At 33.5% G+C, this 18,934-nt stretch carries 18 protein-coding genes; all 18 read right to left on the reverse strand.

The features are described 5' to 3' along the window. Nucleotides 1-33: 33 nt before the first annotated feature. Complete coding sequence (locus tag LG273_RS15660) at nucleotides 34-1,059, reverse strand: SDR family NAD(P)-dependent oxidoreductase (protein WP_404455270.1); 1,026 nt, start codon at nucleotides 1,057-1,059, stop codon at nucleotides 34-36. Further along, nucleotides 1,040-2,410, reverse strand: coding sequence for a UDP-glucose dehydrogenase family protein (locus LG273_RS15665; RefSeq protein ID WP_404455273.1), 1,371 nt, complete (start codon nucleotides 2,408-2,410; stop codon nucleotides 1,040-1,042). Before LG273_RS15665 ends, LG273_RS15660 begins: the two co-directional genes overlap by 20 nt. Nucleotides 2,411-2,440: 30 nt before the next feature. Further along, complete coding sequence (gene rfbB / locus LG273_RS15670; protein WP_404455275.1) at nucleotides 2,441-3,460, reverse strand: dTDP-glucose 4,6-dehydratase; 1,020 nt, start codon at nucleotides 3,458-3,460, stop codon at nucleotides 2,441-2,443. Continuing rightward, nucleotides 3,461-4,312 (reverse strand): dTDP-4-dehydrorhamnose reductase, encoded by an 852-nt coding sequence (gene rfbD / locus LG273_RS15675; RefSeq protein ID WP_404455277.1) that lies wholly within the window; start codon nucleotides 4,310-4,312, stop codon nucleotides 3,461-3,463. A gap of 3 nt (nucleotides 4,313-4,315) precedes the next feature. Then, the gene (rfbC, locus tag LG273_RS15680; protein WP_404455280.1) at nucleotides 4,316-4,876 is read right to left on the reverse strand and encodes a dTDP-4-dehydrorhamnose 3,5-epimerase; all 561 of its coding nucleotides are present in this window, start codon (nucleotides 4,874-4,876) and stop codon (nucleotides 4,316-4,318) included. Between the two features lie 21 nt (nucleotides 4,877-4,897). Next, nucleotides 4,898-5,776, reverse strand: a complete 879-nt coding sequence (rfbA, locus tag LG273_RS15685; RefSeq protein ID WP_404455283.1) for a glucose-1-phosphate thymidylyltransferase RfbA — start codon at nucleotides 5,774-5,776, stop codon at nucleotides 4,898-4,900. Between the two features lie 83 nt (nucleotides 5,777-5,859). After that, a complete protein-coding gene (locus LG273_RS15690; RefSeq protein WP_404455285.1) occupies nucleotides 5,860-7,290 on the reverse strand; it encodes a hypothetical protein in 1,431 nt (476 codons plus the stop codon). 91 nt (nucleotides 7,291-7,381) lie between these two features. After that, entirely contained in the window at nucleotides 7,382-8,488 is a 1,107-nt protein-coding gene (locus LG273_RS15695) for an EpsG family protein (protein ID WP_404455288.1), read from the reverse strand. Nucleotides 8,489-8,512: 24 nt separating this feature from the next. Then, nucleotides 8,513-9,421: a glycosyltransferase family 2 protein gene (locus LG273_RS15700; RefSeq protein ID WP_404455291.1), complete on the reverse strand. Its 909-nt coding sequence runs from the start codon at nucleotides 9,419-9,421 to the stop codon at nucleotides 8,513-8,515. A gap of 21 nt (nucleotides 9,422-9,442) precedes the next feature. Then, nucleotides 9,443-10,351 (reverse strand): ATP-grasp fold amidoligase family protein, encoded by a 909-nt coding sequence (locus tag LG273_RS15705; RefSeq protein ID WP_404455294.1) that lies wholly within the window; start codon nucleotides 10,349-10,351, stop codon nucleotides 9,443-9,445. Nucleotides 10,352-10,370: 19 nt separating this feature from the next. Beyond that, nucleotides 10,371-11,465 carry a glycosyltransferase family 4 protein gene (locus tag LG273_RS15710; protein WP_404459571.1) on the reverse strand — a complete coding sequence of 365 codons (1,095 nt, stop codon included), beginning with the start codon at nucleotides 11,463-11,465 and terminating at the stop codon, nucleotides 10,371-10,373. Between the two features lie 21 nt (nucleotides 11,466-11,486). Continuing rightward, nucleotides 11,487-12,404 carry an NAD(P)-dependent oxidoreductase gene (locus tag LG273_RS15715; RefSeq protein ID WP_404455297.1) on the reverse strand — a complete coding sequence of 306 codons (918 nt, stop codon included), beginning with the start codon at nucleotides 12,402-12,404 and terminating at the stop codon, nucleotides 11,487-11,489. Nucleotide 12,405: 1 nt separating this feature from the next. After that, nucleotides 12,406-13,383, reverse strand: coding sequence for an acyltransferase (locus LG273_RS15720; RefSeq protein ID WP_404455300.1), 978 nt, complete (start codon nucleotides 13,381-13,383; stop codon nucleotides 12,406-12,408). A gap of 9 nt (nucleotides 13,384-13,392) precedes the next feature. Next, nucleotides 13,393-14,223 carry an aldolase/citrate lyase family protein gene (locus LG273_RS15725; RefSeq protein WP_404455303.1) on the reverse strand — a complete coding sequence of 277 codons (831 nt, stop codon included), beginning with the start codon at nucleotides 14,221-14,223 and terminating at the stop codon, nucleotides 13,393-13,395. Continuing rightward, nucleotides 14,224-14,889 carry a sugar transferase gene (locus tag LG273_RS15730; RefSeq protein WP_404455306.1) on the reverse strand — a complete coding sequence of 222 codons (666 nt, stop codon included), beginning with the start codon at nucleotides 14,887-14,889 and terminating at the stop codon, nucleotides 14,224-14,226. A gap of 501 nt (nucleotides 14,890-15,390) precedes the next feature. Next, complete coding sequence (gene galU / locus LG273_RS15735) at nucleotides 15,391-16,275, reverse strand: UTP--glucose-1-phosphate uridylyltransferase GalU (protein WP_404455309.1); 885 nt, start codon at nucleotides 16,273-16,275, stop codon at nucleotides 15,391-15,393. A gap of 51 nt (nucleotides 16,276-16,326) precedes the next feature. Further along, nucleotides 16,327-18,156 carry a polysaccharide biosynthesis protein gene (locus LG273_RS15740; RefSeq protein WP_404455312.1) on the reverse strand — a complete coding sequence of 610 codons (1,830 nt, stop codon included), beginning with the start codon at nucleotides 18,154-18,156 and terminating at the stop codon, nucleotides 16,327-16,329. Beyond that, the gene (locus tag LG273_RS15745) at nucleotides 18,153-18,830 is read right to left on the reverse strand and encodes a LuxR C-terminal-related transcriptional regulator (protein ID WP_404455315.1); all 678 of its coding nucleotides are present in this window, start codon (nucleotides 18,828-18,830) and stop codon (nucleotides 18,153-18,155) included. Before LG273_RS15745 ends, LG273_RS15740 begins: the two co-directional genes overlap by 4 nt. Nucleotides 18,831-18,934: the final 104 nt, after the last annotated feature.

Consider the following 18,934-nt stretch of genomic DNA (forward strand, 5'->3'; position numbering starts at 1 on the left):
CACTCTCGACAGCCATAGTTTTTCAGGTTGCCCTTACTTCACACCATAATAATCCACATACCAATTCGCAAACTGTTGCAATCCTTCTTCAATTGTTGTCTGCGGTTTAAACCCAACAGCCTTCTGCAACTGATCTGTAGATGCATAAGTTGCTGGAACATCGCCAGGCTTAATAGGTTCAAATACCTTTTCGAATTCAATTTCTTTGCCTAATGCATTGCCCAAGCATTTCTCAAGTGTATTAATAAAGGTCATTAACTTCTCAGGATTGTTGTTTCCAATATTAAATACTTTATGTTGCACATCGCCTTCTGGAGCGGTGCTTAACAGTCTTTCGATACCTTCTACGATATCGTCGATGTACGTGAAATCACGATACAGATCGTTCTCTAAGTCACCGTTATTAAAAATCTTAATAGGCTCACCAGCAAAGTATTTATTAGCAAAGCCAAAGTACGCCATGTCTGGTCTTCCCATAGGGCCATATACTGTAAAGAAACGTAACCCTGTTGCTGGAATCTTATAAAGATGGCTGTATGTATGGGCCATAAGCTCATTTGATTTCTTTGTGGAGGCGTACAGAGAAACTGGGTTGTCCACAAAATCTGTTTCCTCAAAAGGTACTTTCTTGTTTGCTCCATATACAGAGCTTGAAGAAGCGTAGACTAGATGATCCACAGGGTAATGTCTACAAGCCTCTAAAATATTGTAGAAGCCAATTACATTACTTTGCATATACACATCTGGGTTTTCTATTGAATAACGCACACCAGCCTGTGCAGCCAAATTAACCACAATATCAGGAGCATGTGTTGCAAATAAATCCATGATCTTTTCCTTATCAGCAATATCTCCTTCAATAAAGGTAAATTGCTCATATGGTTTTAGTAAATCAAGACGAGTATGCTTTAACTTTACATCGTAATAGTCATTTACATTATCAATTCCGATTACCTTGCAGCCTTGCTCTAGTAATTTCTTAGATAAGTAGAAACCAATAAAACCGGCAGCTCCAGTTACGAGGTATGTTTTTTGAGCATTAAGCGTTTGGTGTGACATGGTTATTCGACTCCTTAAGTTCATTCTTTAAAACTACATTCCGTCCTATAGAATGATATTCAACTCCAACAGCAGCCATTTCTTGTAAGTCATAGATATTTCTTCCATCAAAGACTAAAGGTGTACGCATTAACTTATTATATTTCTCTGGCGTAACAGCTTTTACTTCACCCCACTCTGTGAAAACAAAGCAAACGTGAGCGTCTTGTAAAGCTTGTTCTGGGTTGGAGACATAAGTGATATTCCCTTTACCGTTTGGACCCTCTGGATGTACTTTAGCAAAGTTATCTTCTCCAACTGGGTCATATGCATAGATGTCAGCACCTTGTTCCAATAATAAAGGTACGTTTTCTAAGGATGGTGCTTCACGTAAATCATCTGTACCAGGTTTAAATGTCAACCCAAGCACAGCTACTTTCAGACCATTAAACGTAATAAGTCGCTTGCTGGCCTTTTTATAAAGAACCTTTTTTTGCTCTGTGTTTACATCTATTGCTGCTTTCACAGTTTTCAGTTCATAGCCATTTTGCTTAGCAATATTCTCTAGTGCTTTCGTGTCTTTCGGGAAACAAGATCCACCATAGCCAATACCTGCATTTAAGAACTTGCTTCCAATCCGATCATCAAAGCTCATTCCTCTAGCAACATCCTGGATGTCGGCGCCAATCAGTTCACACAGATTAGCAATGTCGTTCATATAAGAGATCTTTAATGCAAGAAAATCGTTTGATGCATATTTAATCATTTCTGCTGATCTCCTGTTTACAGATACAATTGGAAGATTGAATGGTTTGTATATACCCATCAAAACTTTTTCTGCCCACTTGCTTTCTGTGCCAATAATTATTCTTTCGGCATGTAAGGTATCATGCACTGCAGATCCTTGAGCTAAGAATTCCGGGTTAGATGCTACTTCAACACGTACATTATGTACTAAGAAATCATTGATAAACTGCTCAACTTTATCATTTGTACCTACTGGAACAGTAGATTTAACAACAATTAGGCAATCTTTTTCTACTGATTCTGCGATTTGCCTTGCTACTGTTGCGATATAAGATAGATTAGCAGAACCATCAGCTTGTTCTGGTGTACCAACACCGATAAAAATAGCATCTGCATCTTTATATGCTGTTTGATAATCTGTTGTGTAATCAATTCTTCCAGCAACATAATTCTTTTGCATAAGTTCTTCCAATCCTTCTTCGTAGATTGGAGAGATACCTTGTTTCATTGTTTTCACTTTGTTTTCGTCAATGTCTACACATGTTACGTTGTGGCCGACTTCTGCGAAACATGTTCCGGATACTAGGCCGACGTAGCCTGTTCCTGCGACTGCTATTCTGTACAAAAAAATACATCCTTTCGGTCGGTAAGGGATTTAAAAACTGTACTGTTTTTCGAAGTAACTTTGATATTCTCCAGTAATAATTTGCTCCCACCAATTTTTATTATCAAGATACCACTGAATAGTGTGCGCTATACCCGTTTCAAATGTATATTTAGGTTTCCACCCTAATTGTTCTAATTTAGTCGGATCAATCGCGTATCGCTTATCATGGCCGAGACGATCGCTAACAAACTCTATTAGATCTGCTGATTTGTTTAATGTATTAACAATTGTTTTTACTACTTCTAAGTTGGTACGTTCGTTATGTCCACCAACATTATATACTTCACCATTTACTCCTTCATGTAAAACTAGGTCAATTGCTGCACAATGATCATTAACATGTAACCAGTCCCGAATGTTCTTCCCGTCTCCATATACAGGCACTTTTTCCTCGTTTAATACACGAGAAATAGTTAAAGGAATTAACTTTTCAGGAAAATGGTAAGGCCCATAGTTATTTGAACAACGTGTTATATTAATGGGTAAGTCATAAGTTTCGTGATACGATCGGACCAATAAATCAGAAGATGCTTTACTTGCACTATATGGACTGTTTGGCTGTAATGGAGTTTCTTCAGTGAAAAATGTTTTTGGATTAAAGTCTAATTCTCCATAAACTTCATCAGTCGAAACATGAACAAATTTAGAGACACCAATTTGCTTTGAAGCATCTAATAATACTTGTGTTCCCATAATATTAGTCTGAACAAATATCCCAGGATCAGTTATTGAACGGTCTACGTGACTTTCTGCGGCAAAATGTACTACATAGTCAAATTTTTCATTTTCAAAAAGAGACATAATGCTTTCCCTGTCTATAATATCTTCTTTAACAAAATAATAATTTTCATTAGTTTCAATATCACGATGTTTTGTTAAATCTCCAGCATATGTTAATAGGTCCAAGTTATATATATCGTAATCAGGATACTTATTAACCATGTATTGAACATAGTTTCCACCAATGAAACCTGCCCCACCCGTTACAAGTACTTTCTTCTTTACCATCTAATTCACCTCTTGTAATTGTTTAAGATATCTTTCTACTGCATCCTGCCATCTAGGTAACGGACTAAAGCCACTATCCAACAGTTTTTGTTTAGACATACGTGAATTCTTTGGTCGTGCAGCTCTTGTAGGGTACTCCTCCGTTGAAATAGAGTTCACCTTTATTTGCTTATCTGCTTGTCTAAAAATCTCTCGAGAAAATTCTGCCCAACTGCAAAAGCCTTCATTGGAAGCATGGTAGATTCCATATTTGTCAGTTTTAATCATGTCAATAATTAATTCAGCTAAATCTGATGTATAAGTTGGTGAGCCAACCTGATCACTAACTACATTTAATTCGTTTCTAGTTTCTGCTAACCTTAGCATTGTCTTAACAAAGTTGTTTCCATTGAAACCAAAGACCCAGGAAATACGAATTATAAACCATTTATCCAATAGTTGTTTTACTATTTCTTCCCCTTCGAGTTTTGTTCTACCATAATGACCAATTGGGTTAGGCTCATCAGTTTCTTTAAATGCAACTTCACCCTCCCCATTAAATACGTAGTCAGTACTTATATACATAAACTTGATATTATTTTCTTTAGCTATTTTAACTAAATTATATGTACCTTCTACATTAACAAGTTGGCATGTATCTTTATCATCTTCCGCTTTATCAACAGCAGTATATGCTGCGCAGTGAATAATTGCCTCTGGTTTAACTTTTTTAACATAATTAGAAACGGCCTGTTTATTCGTTATATCTACATCTTTAGACCCTATTCCAATCATGTCTAAACCTAATTCCAATCCTTGGTGTACAACATCATAACCGAGCTGCCCTGTATAACCTGTAACTAATATCTTCATTGTCTACACTCCATAACTGAAGTTATTTTCAGCTTTAGATAGTGAGGGAGCTTTTGCATCTTTTCCAGATAATATAGGCTCGACATCAATTGGCCATTCGATACTAATTTCAGGATCATTCCACATAATACCCCTATCATTCTCTGGAGAATAAAGTTCATCGACTTTATATTGAACTTCTACATCTTTAGTTAATGTCATGAAACCATGAGCAAAACCTTTAGGAACTAATAATTGCTTTTTATTTTCTGCAGTCAATTCTAGCCCAAACCACTTTCCAAAAGTAGGACTATTTTTTCTTATATCTACTGCAACGTCATAAATTGCTCCCTTAGTACAACGTACCAATTTTGTCTGTGCTTTTGGATTAAGTTGATAATGCAACCCTCTTAGTGTACCCTTTGCTGCGGAAAAAGAATGATTATCCTGAATGAAATCTATATTTATTCCTGCTTCATCTAATTTCGACTTATTATATGTTTCCGTAAACCAACCCCGATGATCACCAAATACTTTAGGTTCTAAAACTATTACGCCATGTAAATTCGTATTAGTGAAATTCATTTTCAGCTCACCTCTTAGATATTAATATTGTATTTCTCCATTAGCTACCTTCATGAGATATTGTCCATATCCAGTTTTGCTAAGCCTTTCACCGCATTCACGTAAGTGCTCTTTAGTGATCCAACCATTAATATAGGCGACTTCCTCGAGCGCTGCAATTTTTATACCTTGATGCTCTTCCACTGTCTTAACAAAATTAGTTGCCTCAACTAAACTTTGGTGAGTACCAGTGTCCAACCAAGTGAACCCTCTACCTAATAGTTCTACTTCTAAATCTCCTGATTTTAAATATGCTTCGTTTATTGAAGTAATTTCTAGTTCCCCACGGTTTGATGGCTTCACTTCTTTAGCAATATTCACAACGCGATTATCGTAAAAATATAAGCCTGTAATTGCATAATTAGACTTTGGGGCTTCTGGCTTCTCTTCAACACTTATTACCTTGCCTTCTCTATTAAACTCTACTACTCCAAATCGCTGAGGATCTTGGACATGATAACCAAAAACAGTAGCTCCATTTTCTTTATTTGCAGCACGTTGAAGTATTTTTCTCATTCCACTACCGTAATATATGTTATCTCCTAAGATCATGGCTACAGAATCATCGCCGATAAACTCTTCACCAATTAAAAAAGCTTGTGCTAAGCCCTCAGGGTTAGGTTGGACTTTATAATGTAAGTTCAAACCAAATTGCTCCCCGTTTCCTAACAGTGACTCAAAACGTGGGGTATCCTCCGGTGTAGAAATAATTAATATATCCCTAATTCCTGCAAGCATTAAAGTTGAGAGTGGGTAAAAAATCATTGGTTTATCATAGACTGGAAGTAATTGCTTACTTGTTACCATTGTAAGGGGGTATAAGCGCGTGCCACTACCACCTGCCAAAACAATACCTTTCATATACTTTCCTCCTTTGAAAAAGTTTCTTATATAATGTTTTTCTTATAATACCGTTAAATTATTCAAACAAATAATTTATAAGTCTAGCTAGCTAAGTCTTTATTAAAAAGGAACCTTAAATTTTTTACTACTAGTAATACATCTTTTCTTTTAATAATTACATACGTTAGGTAAGCAATTGTATAAACTATCATACTTAACCAAGAATCTATAAGCCAACTCGCTAAAATAAATACAAATGTCATTGTTAATTCTAATATAACATCTCTTAAGATATTTATATCTAAAGTTTTTGATAAGTACAGTTCACCTATTATACATCTAAAAGCTAATAAAATAAGAATTGATAAAACTGCAAGGTCTAGATTCTTTATCACTAAGCTATTAATAATTGTAATAATTAAACTAATACATAGTGTAATTAAATTAATATTTAACATCCACTTCTCTTTCCTTAACGCTTTTAAATATGTATTTATTAAAAGTGCCATTTTTCCTTCATATAAAAAAAGTGGAAATAATACTGAGAGATAGATTAAACTATCTTTATATTCTGGCAACCATGTTACTAACGCCTCTTTAAGCGGATAGTGAATAATTAATAAGCCTAGCAATAATAACATTAAGAAATCTCTTAAGTTTTTATAAATATTAGATAAATTATTAGTATTTGTCCTTTTTAGAATGGGAAACAGGACTAATCCCAAAGCGTTTATAAATAACATTAGAAGGTTTGCAATACTTAAAATTAGCGAGACTTTTCCGAACGTGCTTACACCCCAAGTTTGTTCAATACTAAGTCTTACTACTCCAATAATTAATAAACTTGAAATATTGGCAATTAATAACTTAACCCCAACACCAATGTTACTTGCTACTTCTTTAAGAGAAAAGTAAAATGTAGTAACCTTACGAAATATGATGTCTTTACAATATAATATTGCTAACAGCATTGATAAAAATCTACCGAATATATCAGCCATTATTAGCAGTTTATAATCCTTAACCCCTAAGAATAAAAAAGTGAGTAAAACACTTAGATAAAGGACTTTTCCTATCATTATTACATTCGCATATTCTTTTATTCTATTTGTTCCTTGAAGAATAGATAAAGGCATCTGCCTAACATTTACAATCAATAAACATAGTGCAGTCATCTCTACTATAAAAATTCGGTTATTATTAGAGACAGTTAATAAAGCGATAAATATGACACTAAGAGAGATGACTAATTGCATAAAGACTAACATATAAAATTGCGAGAAAAATAGATTCTTATCAAGGTTTTTGTACTCTTTTCCTCCATATCTTAAATAGATTCCATCATTCCAACCTAAGTGCATAAATCCTACATAAGCCGAATAAAATAAATATAATTGCCAGTATCCATATTCCTCCACTCCGATTAGTTTCGGAACTATTAATACTACTAAAACCGATACAGCCAATGCAACTAAGTTTGAAATAATCGTGTAAGCAGAATTCTTCACAATATCTATTACTTTTCTATTCAATTATTAAACCGCTCTTTTTTCATTTTATAACTCCCTTTTTTCACTCATTGCCTCAGTAAATAAAATGAGGTTGATGTGTTCTTTATTAAACTTACCAACCAATTAACCAATTATCACCAAAGAAGTTAATTAATTTTATATTTGGATATAACCAGTTCAAGTCTATCCATAATAATAATAAATGATAGCTTATGTAAGAGATCCTAAATAAGGTATTCCTTTTCCCTCTTCTTTTTAGTAATTGCTCTGCCATTATATATGCAATAATATTTAATGGTATTATATTTCGCATAAACCTAGAAAACGTAGCTTGGAATACATAAAAAGGTAAAAATACAAAAGCGAAAATATTAATCCAAAAAATTAGTATCATAAACTTTGTTTTAGTGTCTTCCAATTCGTTATTTGTGTATGACAAATAATTATTTCTTTTATAAATTCTATGTGCCCATATAATTAATAGAAAATTCATTGTTTGTAAAAACCAAAATAATAAAAAGCCAAAATTAGTTTGTATTACCGAGTAATCAAGAATTCTATCATCATAATTACCGATAGTATTTATAATAAAATTTGATAAACTACCCAGAACAGGTTTGTTTAATGAAATAATAACTAATGAAATTATAGTTACTATTAATGTAATTTTAGTAAATACATTTTTTTTGATCCTTTTAAGAAAAACAATTGGCAAGTAGACTATTGCAGTAAGTTGAAAGCTTGAAGCAATTAGTATTAAACAAATGTACTTTGCATCATCTATCCTTTTATTATTTAAAAGGAAAGGTATAGAATAAACAAATATTGCCATCACGAGAAAGTTTCTTACTTGAACTATGTCAATAAAGAATGGGTACATAAAATACAATAAATAAAAGGGTGAAGGGTTATTAATTAGTTTTTTTACTGTCTGGTGAATTAGAAGAATACCTAAGATTGAGGTAATCATTCTAAAAGTGGTATATTCAAACCCAAGAACATTAAACAATTTTACTAATAACATATAACCATAATCCGTACCTTCTCTTGTAGGATCATAAGCTAATATGTATGCATATATATCAGGATTTACAGTATTTGCACCCATCAAAATACATAATAGAAGTATAAATATGACAACTGGCCATTTAAGATGTTTTGTAAGAATCGTATTAATAAAATTAGCTATATAAATAAATACTGAAATTACTATACTCATATGGGTACCTCCACCACTCCCCACTTAGAATGCATTAAAGAATACTGCAAAGAGAAATGATATATTATGTTCAAAATTGTTAGTCCTAATATTCTTGTCAAAAACTAACTCTAGTTTATTTTTAAAGCTTTCTCTATAATTCGCCACTTTAATTATGGTCTCTAAATTTTTATTTGGAATAAAATTAGAATAACCTTTAATAAGTTCTTTAGCATCTTTTTCTCTTATTCGATTTCTTTCTACTATAACATTCTTGATACGCCTCTTATATTTTTTAAAAGTATTTGTCGTACCACCGATTACATTGTTCTCGTGCTGTCTGTAATCAATGTGTGGTTTTTCATCAAAAACAACTTTTCCATCTAAGGCCATACATACTCTATATATCCAAGCATCATGCATATACAAATTTTTATTGTCATACTTTTTAACCATCTCTAATAAAAAATGATTTATGGTCATGGTACAACCGGTTACTGGATTAATAATTAATGAAGAGCCAAGTGAAATTTTCGGTTTTTGTCCTTTGGTTCTTATAGGAATTAGATTAGAATCTACTAGTTGTTTATTAGAAAAGTATAGCGCTGGTTCATTATCACTAAATTCCCCCAATTTTTTTACAGCGATTGCGAGTTTTTCCTTATGCCAAAAATCATCTTGATCACAAAAAGCGTAATAATCTGCTTTGGGTGCATTTTTCACTAAGTCCATGAAACTTAGTGCAGGTTTTAAATTAGCCCCACTATACCAATTAAGAACCCCTTCTTTTTCCCAATTCTTAAGGATTGTAATAGTATTGTCTTTTGACCCATCGTCCCTAACTAAAATCTTTACATTTACTCCAATCTGAGCCACTAAACTTCTTATTTGTTCATCTAAGTATTTCTCTCCATTATAGGTAGACATTAGTACTTGTACAGTTTCATTACTCATAATTTCACATCCACAATTTATTTAATCTCTAGATTCATTAGGCAGTTGGAATTGTTCGCCTATAATATAATCATATTCGTCAGGAACAAACTTTGTATAACCACTTGCATTGTAGAAAGTAGTTTCTCCAAAAATAATTTGACCATTTATGTTATATAAATCAACACGCACATGGGGAAAGTCTTTTGATAGGATTTGTGCTATTTCTACCATTTTTTCAAAGTTCTTTGGCTTTGGTATTTCTCTATTTAACTTACCATAATCAGCTCTTCTAAATGGTAATTTATTAAACTTTTGATCAAAGAAGCCTAGTCTCCCCATTTCAGAATTATCTATATAATCAATCATAGTATACAAGCAAAATACTTTACCATTAAAACAAAAAAACTTGTAGTCTGGTATATCATTATTACTATCTCTTTTTAGTAACTTTTCTATAATTATTCTTCTTTTACAATTGTAGTACCCCCATTCTCTACCATAACTTATATTACTTCTCTTCATCCATAACCTTAATTGCTTATTAACATTATTTATGTCCATTTTTGATTTATCAGGTACAAGTATATTTGTACCTGAACCAGTAGTCATTTTAATTACAAATGAATTTGGCAATGCATCGAAGTCTATTTCATCTGGATCATCATAAACACCATATAATTCATTAAGAAAACTACCTAACCCTTTACTTTCTACATATTTTCGAACTGTATACTTATCTGAGCATTGAGTTATAAGAGGATCACGATAATTTAATTTGTACCATTGAATTTTTTCGGTGTATCTCTTAGGCTCTTCTAAACTTAACTTATGCCCAGTTTTAAGACGATATTGGATATTAATCATCAGTTTATCTGGTATAAACTCTAATAAATCTAAAATTTTATACCTTAAATTTGGACTTCTTATTATTTTTTTATAAAAATTCATGAACTATGTCTCCTTATTATTAAATATCCATAATATTTAACATCTTACTATTAACAATATTCACATCGTACTTTTCTTTACAAAGGCTGAAACTATTGTTTGACATTTCTTCTGTTAATTCAAAGTTCACCAATAATTTTTTCATTTTTTCAGCTAGGATTTTACTATCCTTTGGTTTGATTAAATACCCATTAAAGCCATCAATTACTGCATCTCGGCAACCTGGCCAATCTGTAGTAATTACTGGTCTCCCCATTGCCATTGCTTCTAGAATTGTTCTGGGGAGCCCCTCCCTATAATAAGTTGGCAAGACGAATACACTTGATTCTTTAAAAAATGGAATAACATCCTTTGTTTCACCTGGAAATTCTATAGACCCATCTTGTATATAAGGTTCAATCTCTTCAGGTTTAATTGCTCCGATTGAACGGTCAAATCCTCCTAGTAAAATAAATCTTGCTTCTGGAAAATCCTTCTTCACTTTGCGAGCTGCTTCAGCAAATTCAAATACACCTTTCTCCTTAATAATTCTAGCTACCATTAAAAATATAGGTTGATTCGGTAGTTTACTTGCACTAAATTTTGACATATTAACCCCTGAACCATCTATACGGACAGCCTTTTTCTCGTTTACGTACCCTAATTTGACAAACTGCTTTAAATCGTCACTATTTTGGAAGATCACTTTATTAGACTTCTTAAACGCCTTCTTATAAAGTAACCCAGTAATCATCCTTAACACCTTTGCTTTTTTACTCCTCGAGGCATAAACACGCCCTAATCCTGTTACCATTGAATAAATCCTTTTTACTCCAGCCTTGCGCGCTGCTAAACTCCCATATATTACTGGTTTTATGGTATAACTAAACACTAAGTCCGGTTTCTGCTCAGTAATTGCATTCTTGAGTCTTTTAAAATATTTAATATCACCTAAAATACTTGTATTATCTTTTGTAAATGGTATTTCTATAAATTTGACTCCAAGTGACAAAACATCATTTATAAATTCTCTATCTGGCCCAGTAGCAACCACTTCATGTCCTTCAGAAATAAATCTCTTAATAAGGTCGCCCCTGAAGTTAAACAATGTCTTATTTTTCGGGGAAATCACCATGATTTTCAACTAATCACCTCTCTAAAAATTATCTTTATTTAAATTCTCTTTCAGATTACTTGTAATTAACTTAAAAAGTCTATCGTTTACTTTATTTGACACAAATGAGTTATGAGGGGTAATTAATAATCTATTAAAACTCCATAATGGATTTTCTTTAGACAACGGTTCCTCCTCAAAAACATCCAGTGCTACTCCCAGAAATTTACCCTTCTTAAGGAATTCTATTAAAGATGGTTCATGTATTACTCCTCCGCGAGACACGTTAATGAGGATACTAGTATCTTTCATATTTTTTAATCTTTTTGCATCTATTAAATAATTTGTCTCGTTTGTATGAGGGATGGTTAAGATAACTATATCACTCTTATTCAAGACAATATCTAGATTGTTAATTAGGTAATATTCATTTAAAATTGATGAATTTAGTTCCCTCCTCCCTACCCCTATTAATTTTACATTAAAAGGCATAAGTCTTGTTGCGATCTCTTTCCCCACATCTCCAAAACCAATAATAGCTATAGTTTTTTCTGTCAACTCAAGTAAATCTCGATGCTTCTCCCATTTTTGCACACGTTGCGCTTCATAGAACTGCTTACTATTCTTATAAATTTCTAAGATTTTTAAAATCACCCACTCAGCCATTGGTATACTATATACTCCCTTGGCGCTATGTAGAATTATACCTTTTCTCTTAATATAGTCTAACGGCACTCTATCAAGTCCAGCACTAGTTAGTTGAATGAATTCTAATTTTTTAAATCTCCTTATATCATGATATAAAAACAAGCTGTTACAAACCACTGCATCTATGCTCGATAGATCCATTTGTAAGGGGAGACGTTCATCTTGAATAAAAATTATTTCATACCCTAACGACTTTATACTTCTAATTTGTTCTTCGTTATACTTAAAAGCACCTGTCAACAATAACCTCATTTTATGCTCCTCTAGCTATCTTATTATTAAAATTATCTTTATTTGTTATATCTAAAAAGTTACTTACTTTAGACCCAATTAAATGCAAAGTATAAGCAGATAATAAAATTGTTAAACTAATAACAAACCAATTTAATGGAAAGATAATGGGAGAAAAGACCGGGATAATCACGTATTGCACTAAATATATTTCTAAGGTTATTTTTGCTAAAAAATTTATTGAGGATTTAAATTTGCTTTGTAATCTTTCGAGATAACTATCAATACCAATAAAACACCTAAAAATAAAAAATAACACACCTATCAGGATAATCTGATTAAATATTTGCAAAGTACTTAGACTTTCGTATTCTACAAAGGCTAATTTCGTAACAAAGTAAATACCTGTTAATATTATAAGTAGAGACCAGTTAAATTTCACATTAATGTTTATAAACTTGTCCTTATATAATCTAAAATAAGCACCTATTAACATTGATTGAAAAAACAAAAATCGAATCATAGGCTCTCTTACTGTATCAATATGATAAGTGGACTTATCGTAGAAAAACAAATAAATAAACAATTGAACAAGTAACAGTCCAAACATCACTTTTGGAATATTAGTTGATAACAACTCAGATTTAATAACAATAAAATAAGGTATATACAATAAAATAATAGAGGCAACAAAATGATAGTATGTAGGAAACAATAAATAATCAAATAAACTCCAGTTTTCAAATGTATAAAATCCTAGAAAAATATACAATAATGTAATTATCCAAACTGTAGGATAAATCCTTATTAAACGTTTATAATACCATTTTATAAATTTATATCTTATATTCACTAGTAAAAAGCCTGAAACTGAGAAAAACAACACATCTCCTAGTAACCCACCATTTGCTATCAAGTCTGTAGGATAAACGCCTGTAAAGTGAGCATTTGTAATTAATATTGCAGCTAGTGCTTTAAGAACATTGATAAAAAAAATCATATTATACTCCTAATTTTTTTTGACATATTCACGAACAACATTAGAAACTATATGCTTAATATGATTATAGTTTTTTGCATAAGAAAGACTGTCTAAGTTTAATAAACTTTCTTCATATAGTCTTATTTTTTTTACGCCTTCTCTAAATTCTTGCTCTACTTCAGTAATGTCTATTATACTATTAGTGTTACAAAAGCTTCTTGACAAGATAGTCATCCTTGAACCTAAACGGTAATGTTCAGCGATAATATTTTCAGCGGGAAGAGTCCCTTCTCCTATTTTTGCTATTCCGCCAAATCCATAGGGGATCCCTTTATTACCAATCTTTTCGCAAAGCATCTTAACTGTTCCATCTGTTAAAAGTTCAAACATAAACTTCATATTATAGCTAAGGTGTAAATCATTTAATCCGATATGAATATAGTTAATACCTTGAACAGTTAAGATAGAGTCTATATTTTCTACTGCCTCTGAGGTTTCGCATAAAAGACACACCTTAGCTCTTCCATTTACATAACTGACAAAAAGCTCAACTTCTTCTTTTGTTTTAAAAAATGGGAGCATTACAATGTCTGCTCCGTCTTTAATCACTTTATCTATCTCTTTTTTTGACTCTTCATATATTGGGTTCACTCGGACTAGCAATTCAGAGTTGGTTAGTACACTCTTAATTTTTTTAACATCTCTTATACTATGCCTGGAAATGACTGTATCTAAATGCCCTTGCCGTAAGTCTTTCCCATTAATCTCAAGATCAATGAAAATCCAATCCACTCCACTATTTTCTGCTATCTTTGCAATCTCCTCTTGGTTTGTTATATACATCAGCTTTAAACTCATTTAGTTATTCCTTCTTTCCTCAATGGTTGCTGCAACTCTAGACTCTTGGTCATCGGCTTGTGCTTTTTCTTTCTTTGCAGTTTCACTAATATTGACATTACCTTGCATTGCTACAACCTTGATTAAAGTTTTAAAAATTATCTTTAGGTCAAAACCAATTGAGAGGTGTTCAACGTATTCAACATCATACTTAATTCTTTCATCCCAAGGAACTTCTTTCCTACCATTTACCTGTGCCCACCCCGTCACTCCGGGTCTAACTTTAAATCTCTTTTTTTGTATCTCTGTATATTCATCAATCGGCCAGGGGTGGTAAGTTAAAGTAGGTCTTGGACCAATTATTGACATATCACCTTTAATTATATTTATAAACTGTGGAAATTCATCCATGCTTGTTTTTCGAATGAATTTCCCTACTTTAGTAACCCTTGCATCTCCCTTAGTTTCATATACACCGCTTTTCTCTGCACCTACACACATCGAGCGAAATTTATTTATTTTAAAAACTTTCCCATCTAATCCAATACGTTCTTGCTGAAAAATAACTGGCCCTTTTGATTCTAATTTAATAGCAATAGTTATTATTAACATAATAGGAGAAAGGAAAGTTAACCCAATCATAGAAAAAACAATATCTAAAAACCTTTTTAATCTTTTGTAATTCATTATTCACAGAACCCTTCTACTCCAATTAAACCTAAAAATGTAGTATTCTTTTAATAGATTATACTTTAGATGGTTAGGACTTAATTAGATTTTATTATTCTTTTCATTCCCTCCAACTACTAACCTACTTAGAATCCTTTTTATAAATATTTAAATTAGTATGAAATGAAGTAACTCTCTTATATATGTTTTCATAACCAAGTTTTTTAACCCTTACCTTCCAAAAGTCTTTTCGAAAAATTAAAACCAATAAAGGTTAAGAGAATAGCAAAACAAATAATGGAAACTTTTTTAACATTTTCAAATACAATTCATGTTTTTCACTTACATACCCTAGTAATAAATCTGAGCATTTATACAGTAAAAAACTAGCAGGGTACCTCTCCCTAACGACTCACACCTCAAAACCTAGCCGAACAAGGTAACCTTAATCCACTTTTAAGCATTCAAATCATTTAAATGTATATTTTATAAGACTATGGAAACAACTCTCAATAATGTTTAGTTTTTGAACGTTATTCCACTCTCAATCTTTTCTTTCAAATATGCGAACAATTCATCCTTGATTTCATCATTTTTTAGTGCCATTTCAATATTCGTCTTCACAAAACCTAACTTCTCCCCAACATCATATCGCTTACCTTCGAAATCATAAGCATACACTTTCTGTAATTCATTTAGCATTTGAATCGCATCAGTCAACTGAATTTCTCCACCAGCACCAATCTGTTGCATATCAAGAAAATCAAAGATCTCAGGAGTAAATACATAACGACCCATTATGGCAAGATTAGAAGGTGCACTTCCTTGTTTCGGTTTTTCTACAAAATTACTAACCTGATAACGTCTACCTTCAATCGTACTAGGGTCAACAATTCCGTAACGATGCGTTTCACTGCCTGGAACTTGCTGCACTCCAACTATAGATTGTTGTGTTTCTTCGTATTGTTGAATTAATTGCTTTAGGCCTGGAGTTTCAGCACGAACAATATCATCTCCTAGTAATACAGCAAATGGCTCATTACCAATAAACTTACGTGCACACCATACTGCATGTCCCAACCCTTTAGGGTCTTTTTGTCGTATATAGTGAATATCAACACTAGACGCATGATTTACCTTTTCCAAAAGCTCAAACTTCTCTTTTTTGATTAAATTATCCTCTAGCTCAAAGTTATGATCAAAATGGTCTTCAATTGCTCGCTTACCTTTACCTGTAACAATGATAATATCTTCAATACCCGATTCTATCGCTTCCTCGACAATATATTGAATTGTGGGTTTGTCCACAATTGGAAGCATTTCCTTTGGCATAGCCTTTGTAGCTGGTAAGAACCTTGTCCCTAATCCTGCTGCAGGAATAATAGCTTTTTTAACAGTTCTCATGACCTTTCCCCCATCATGTTTAATGAATAAACCTATTTTAAGTTAGCTTCTCTAGCTCCCTTTCACACTCAAGTACGTTCTCTCCATAAATACAATAGCCATAAGTTTTTCTTTTAGCTCTACTTTATCATAACCTTCAAATCTATCAATTAAATTTAAAAACAGCTGCTTATCAACCACAGCGGTTCGCCCAACATAAATCTTCTCATATACTTCACCAGGATGTATTTCATCTTCTCCAAGTAATTCCTCATACATTTTCTCTCCTGGTCTAATACCAGAGAATTGTATTGGAATCTCCTCTTCCGTGTAACCTGATAGTTTAATAAGGTTACGAGCAAGGTCCACAATTTTGACTGGTTCTCCCATATCAAGAACAAAGATTTCTCCACCTTTTGCCAAGGTTCCTGCTTGCACGACTAGCCTAGAGGCTTCTGGAATGGTCATAAAGTACCTTGTCATTTCAGGGTCTGTTACGGTAACAGGGCCTCCCTGTTCAATTTGCTTTTTAAATAACGGGATGACACTCCCACGACTACCAAGCACATTACCAAACCGTACAGCAACGAATTTTGTTTTACTTCTGCTTGCAAGATCCTGTACAACCATCTCTGCAACTCGTTTTGTTGCCCCCATTACGTTGGTTGGGTTCACGGCTTTATCTGTTGAGACGAGTACAAATGTACTGATGCCAAATGTGTCTGCTGCTTCGGCTACATTTTTCGTGCCAATAATATTGTTTTTCACCGCTTCATGTGGGTTATATTCCATTAATGGTACATGCTTGTGCGCTGCGGCATGGTAGATAATAGCCGGATCATGTGTGTCAACGACCTCGAAAATGCGTTCTCTGTCCTGGACATCTGCAATAACGGGAACAATATCAATCTCTGTATCACCGTATTGCTGTTTTAATTCCATATCAATAGTATAAATGCTGAATTCTCCGTGTCCGACTAGCACGATTTTCTTTGGTGTAAACTTCATAACCTGTCGGCAAATCTCTGAACCGATCGAGCCACCAGCACCTGTTACCATTACCGTTTGACCTGTCACATATTCTGAAATAGCGTTAATATCAAGCTTAACTGGCTCCCGGCCAAGCAAATCCTCGACCTCGACATTTTTTAGGTTGCTAACAGATACACGGCCTGTCATAAGATCTTCAATTTTCGGGATCATCTGTACCTTTGCCTTTGTTTTGTTGGCAGAAGCGACGATCTTTTCTAACTCCCCGTTCTGTAAAGAAGGAATCGCGATAACGATATGCTCAATTTCCAGCTCATCAACAATTTTTGGAATATCCTTTACTCCTCCTGCTACTGGAAGGTTAAATAGGAGCATCTTCTGTTTATGTACATCATCATCGACGAATGCGACTGGTGATAGCTCTGTGTTTTGCTGTTCATTTCTAAGTTGGCGGGCAATCATAGCACCAGCTGATCCAGCCCCAACAATAAGCGTACGTTTTTTGTTGGTGTCCTGTTTTATGTACCGATCACGGAAGATACGCCACATGAAGCGGGAACCTCCGATTAAAATAATATGTAGCATCCACGTAACGATCAATGCTCTCCGATATAAAGCATAATCATTAAATAAATACATGACAACACCGGCACAAAGAATCGAAAACGTAATAGCTTGTACAATGGCGACAAGCTCTCCAACACTGGCATAAGACCATACCTTGTTATAGAGCTTATAGATAAACGCGAATAAATGATGAAATAATAAAAGTGCAATTGCGCTAATGATGATGGCGTTCATGTTTATGATCGATGTAAATGGGTAAACAACCCAGGAAGCAATAAAGATCGCCGTACTAACGATCACAGAATCCAATAAAATTAGAAGTGCTAAACGCATCCGATAGCTCATAAGCTCGCTCCTTTCTTTTGGTTTCTCAATTCTTTCAAATGTTTCATAACATTTCGACGGTGTTTTATGCCAAATTTCGCATAAATGTGGCTAATATGTACTTTAACCGTTCTTTCCTTCGTATCAAGTAGATAGGCGATATCACGGTTTCTTAATCCCTTTTCTATCAGATAGGCAATTTCGATCTCTTTCGGGGTAAGATTAACGCCGGAATTTAAAATTCTGTGGGCGAAACTTTCCTGCTCTACCTGCCTCATGTCGACAATTTTTTCTTTTAGTAAGTGTAACAGGGATGGTGGTAGAATACTATGGTCCTTTTGAGCCGAATTGATTGCTTGTAACAGAGTCGAGAAGGAATGATGCTCTAGTAAACTTGTTATTCCTACTTGAACCAATTGCATCAAGTAACGGGGCTCTTCTCCCCTTGCAACTAGACCAACGACTTTTACATCCTCTTTGGTAAAAGCTTTTATGATGTAGATCCTCTTTGTTTGCGGTAATTCACGCAAATCCAAAAAGACTAAACTACAGCATTTGGAAAGTACATCAATTGGTCCAAACACCACATGTATATCTTGCTGCTCATTAATTTGCGTTGCTAACACTTTCACCCTATCACTTGGCTCATAAAACCCCACATAGAACATATCCGTACCTTCATTCTCAGCTGACATTTCGTATGTAATATCGTAGCTTGTATTTTTCTATATGAACTTTCCTATTTCAGGAAAATAACCTACAAAGAATATAATACTAAAGGCCCGGTCATGATTGTAGT

It is taken from the genome of Oceanobacillus kapialis (assembly GCF_044790185.1).
Lineage (GTDB): Bacteria > Bacillota > Bacilli > Bacillales > Amphibacillaceae > Oceanobacillus_B > Oceanobacillus_B kapialis.

Bases quoted from the DNA above. Each gene is read 5' to 3' on its own strand.
- LG273_RS15660 (WP_404455270.1), bottom strand. From the start codon at position 1,059: ATGTCACACCAAACGCTTAATGCTCAAAAAACATACCTCGTAACTGGA.
- rfbB (WP_404455275.1), bottom strand. From the start codon at position 3,460: ATGGTAAAGAAGAAAGTACTTGTAACGGGTGGGGCAGGTTTCATTGGT.
- rfbD (WP_404455277.1), bottom strand. From the start codon at position 4,312: ATGAAGATATTAGTTACAGGTTATACAGGGCAGCTCGGTTATGATGTT.
- rfbC (WP_404455280.1), bottom strand. From the start codon at position 4,876: ATGAATTTCACTAATACGAATTTACATGGCGTAATAGTTTTAGAACCT.
- rfbA (WP_404455283.1), bottom strand. From the start codon at position 5,776: ATGAAAGGTATTGTTTTGGCAGGTGGTAGTGGCACGCGCTTATACCCC.
- LG273_RS15695 (WP_404455288.1), bottom strand. From the start codon at position 8,488: ATGAGTATAGTAATTTCAGTATTTATTTATATAGCTAATTTTATTAAT.
- LG273_RS15700 (WP_404455291.1), bottom strand. From the start codon at position 9,421: ATGAGTAATGAAACTGTACAAGTACTAATGTCTACCTATAATGGAGAG.
- LG273_RS15705 (WP_404455294.1), bottom strand. From the start codon at position 10,351: ATGAATTTTTATAAAAAAATAATAAGAAGTCCAAATTTAAGGTATAAA.
- LG273_RS15710 (WP_404459571.1), bottom strand. From the start codon at position 11,465: ATGGTGATTTCCCCGAAAAATAAGACATTGTTTAACTTCAGGGGCGAC.
- LG273_RS15715 (WP_404455297.1), bottom strand. From the start codon at position 12,404: ATGAGGTTATTGTTGACAGGTGCTTTTAAGTATAACGAAGAACAAATT.
- LG273_RS15720 (WP_404455300.1), bottom strand. From the start codon at position 13,383: ATGATTTTTTTTATCAATGTTCTTAAAGCACTAGCTGCAATATTAATT.
- LG273_RS15725 (WP_404455303.1), bottom strand. From the start codon at position 14,223: ATGAGTTTAAAGCTGATGTATATAACAAACCAAGAGGAGATTGCAAAG.
- LG273_RS15730 (WP_404455306.1), bottom strand. From the start codon at position 14,889: ATGAATTACAAAAGATTAAAAAGGTTTTTAGATATTGTTTTTTCTATG.
- galU (WP_404455309.1), bottom strand. From the start codon at position 16,275: ATGAGAACTGTTAAAAAAGCTATTATTCCTGCAGCAGGATTAGGGACA.
- LG273_RS15740 (WP_404455312.1), bottom strand. From the start codon at position 18,156: ATGAGCTATCGGATGCGTTTAGCACTTCTAATTTTATTGGATTCTGTG.
- LG273_RS15745 (WP_404455315.1), bottom strand. From the start codon at position 18,830: ATGTCAGCTGAGAATGAAGGTACGGATATGTTCTATGTGGGGTTTTAT.